The sequence below is a fragment of the Intrasporangium sp. genome (assembly GCF_051961875.1).
GTDB lineage: Bacteria > Actinomycetota > Actinomycetes > Actinomycetales > Dermatophilaceae > Intrasporangium_A.
Window position 1 is genome coordinate 1 of the sequence record NZ_JBQCCV010000150.1, and the last position, 2,078, is coordinate 2,078.

General features: G+C 70.8%; 3 protein-coding genes. 2 read left to right on the forward strand and 1 reads right to left on the reverse strand.

The window, feature by feature from the left end:
* Both ACTHJJ_RS09070 and rarD read left to right on the forward strand, forming a co-directional pair.
* Positions 1–795: thiamine pyrophosphate-dependent enzyme (locus tag ACTHJJ_RS09070; RefSeq protein ID WP_440302620.1), on the forward strand; the 795-nt coding region annotated here is incomplete at its 5' end.
* Between the two features lie 41 nt (positions 796–836).
* Positions 837–1,784 carry an EamA family transporter RarD gene (gene rarD / locus ACTHJJ_RS09075; protein WP_440302621.1) on the forward strand — a complete coding sequence of 316 codons (948 nt, stop codon included), beginning with the start codon at positions 837–839 and terminating at the stop codon, positions 1,782–1,784.
* A gap of 203 nt (positions 1,785–1,987) precedes the next feature.
* Here rarD and ACTHJJ_RS09080 read toward each other — a convergent pair.
* A partial coding sequence (locus tag ACTHJJ_RS09080) for an LUD domain-containing protein (RefSeq protein ID WP_440302622.1) occupies positions 1,988–2,078 on the reverse strand: 91 nt, incomplete at its 5' end.

Consider the following 2,078-nt stretch of genomic DNA (forward strand, 5'->3'; position numbering starts at 1 on the left):
CGGGCCCCGGCCATCGCAACGGGGCTGGCCACCAGCCGCGAGGACCTGTCCGTCTGGGTCGTGACCGGCGACGGCGACTCCCTCTCCATCGGCGGCAACCACCTGATCCACGCGCTGCGCCGCAACGTCAACCTCAAGATCCTGCTGTTCAACAACGAGATCTACGGGCTGACCAAGGGCCAGTACTCCCCCACCTCGCGGGTCGGCCAGGTCACCAAGTCCACCCCGCTGGGCTCCGTCGACGAGCCCTTCAACCCGGTCTCGCTCGCCCTCGGCGCCGACGCCAGCTTCGTGGCCCGCACGCTCGACTCGGACCGCAAGCACCTCACCACAGTCCTGCGCGCCGCCGCCGAGCACCGCGGCTCCGCCCTCGTCGAGATCTACCAGAACTGCCCGATCTTCAACGACGGCGTCTTCGACGTCCTGAAGGACCGCACCTCCGCCGAGGCCCGGGTCATCCAGCTGCAGGCCGGCGAGGAGGTCACGCTGGGAGACCAGGTGGCCGTCTGGGACGAGGTGAGCGGCATACGGCTCGTCGGGCGTGACCAGGCCGACCCGGCACGGATCGTCACGCACCACCCCGACGCGGCCGACCCGAGCACCGCGTACGCCCTCTCCCGGCTCGACAGCGCCGACCTGGCGCACGTGCCGATGGGCATCTTCCGCAACGTGACCCGCCCGACCTACGACGACGCCGTGCGCGAGCAGGTCGCCTCCGCCCAGACCACCCCGGTCACCGACGCGGACATCGACGCCCTGCTTGCCGGACAGGACACCTGGACTGTGACCGCGTGACGTCGGGCCAGCCGACCTCGACCCTCACCCGGACCGGACGCGTGCGCGACAGGCTCGGTGGCGTCTCGGCCACGGGCCTGGGCACGATCCTCGGGTTCGTCGCCTACGGGCTGTGGGGGTTCTTCCCGCTCTACTTCGACGCCCTCAAGCCGTCCGGCGCCTGGGAGATCCTCGCGCACCGGATCTTATGGACCCTCGTCTTCTGCGCGATCGTCCTCGTCGTGACGCGGGACTTCCGGTGGCTGGGTCCGGTGCTCCGGAACGGCCGGCTGGTCGCGGGGATCACGATCGCCGCGCTCCTCATCGCGACGAACTGGGTGGTGTATGTCGCTGCCGTCACCTCCGGCCACACGAGCGACGCGGCGCTGGGGTACTTCCTCAACCCGCTCGTCACGGTGGCGCTCGGGGTGGTCGTGCTCGGTGAGCGGTTGCGGTTCCTCCAGTGGGCGGCGGTCGCGATCGGGGTCGTGGCCGGCCTCTACCTCGCCTTCGCCGGCGGGCGCGTGCCCGTCGTGGCGCTGACCCTGGCCTTCTCGTTCGCGCTCTACGGGCTGCTCAAGAAGAAGCTCGGCGCGACGCTGCCGGCGCTGCACGGCCTGACCATCGAGACCCTCGTGCTCGCGCCTGTCGCGGCCCTGACCCTCGTCATCCTCGGCCAGCACGGCGAGCTGACGTTCGGCGGGCACGGGGCGCTGCACACGTGGCTGCTGATCGGGTCGGGCGTGGCGACGGCGTTGCCGCTGCTGTGCTTCGCCGCCGCGGCCCGCCGGATCCCACTCGTCACGGTGGGGCTGATCCAGTTCATCACCCCCGTGCTGCAGCTGCTGTGCGCCGTCGTCCTGCTGGGCGAGCACATGCCGACCGAGCGGTGGATCGGCTTCGCCATCGTCTGGGTCGCGCTCATCGCCCTGACGGTCGACTCGCTGCTGAGCCTGCGCGGGTCGCGCTCCGAGGAGCGCGACATCCCGGTCGACGACTGCCCCCGCTGACCCTGCGGAGGGTGGGGCTCCTGGGACGTAGCGCTCACTCGACCTTTCAGTCGAGTGAGCAGTCGGTCACATCCGTCACTCTCGTGCCCACACGCCCTGGGACTGGTGGGGCGGAGCGCTCACTCGACCTAAGGAAACACCCCATCGAGTGAGCACTCGGTCACTCCCGCCCCACGCCCGGCTGGACTGGTGGGGCGGAGCGCTCACTCGACGATGAGGACGTGCAGGATGCGGGGGCCGTGGACGCCCTCGACCCGCTCGAGCTCGATGTCGCTCGTGGCGCTCGGCCCGCTG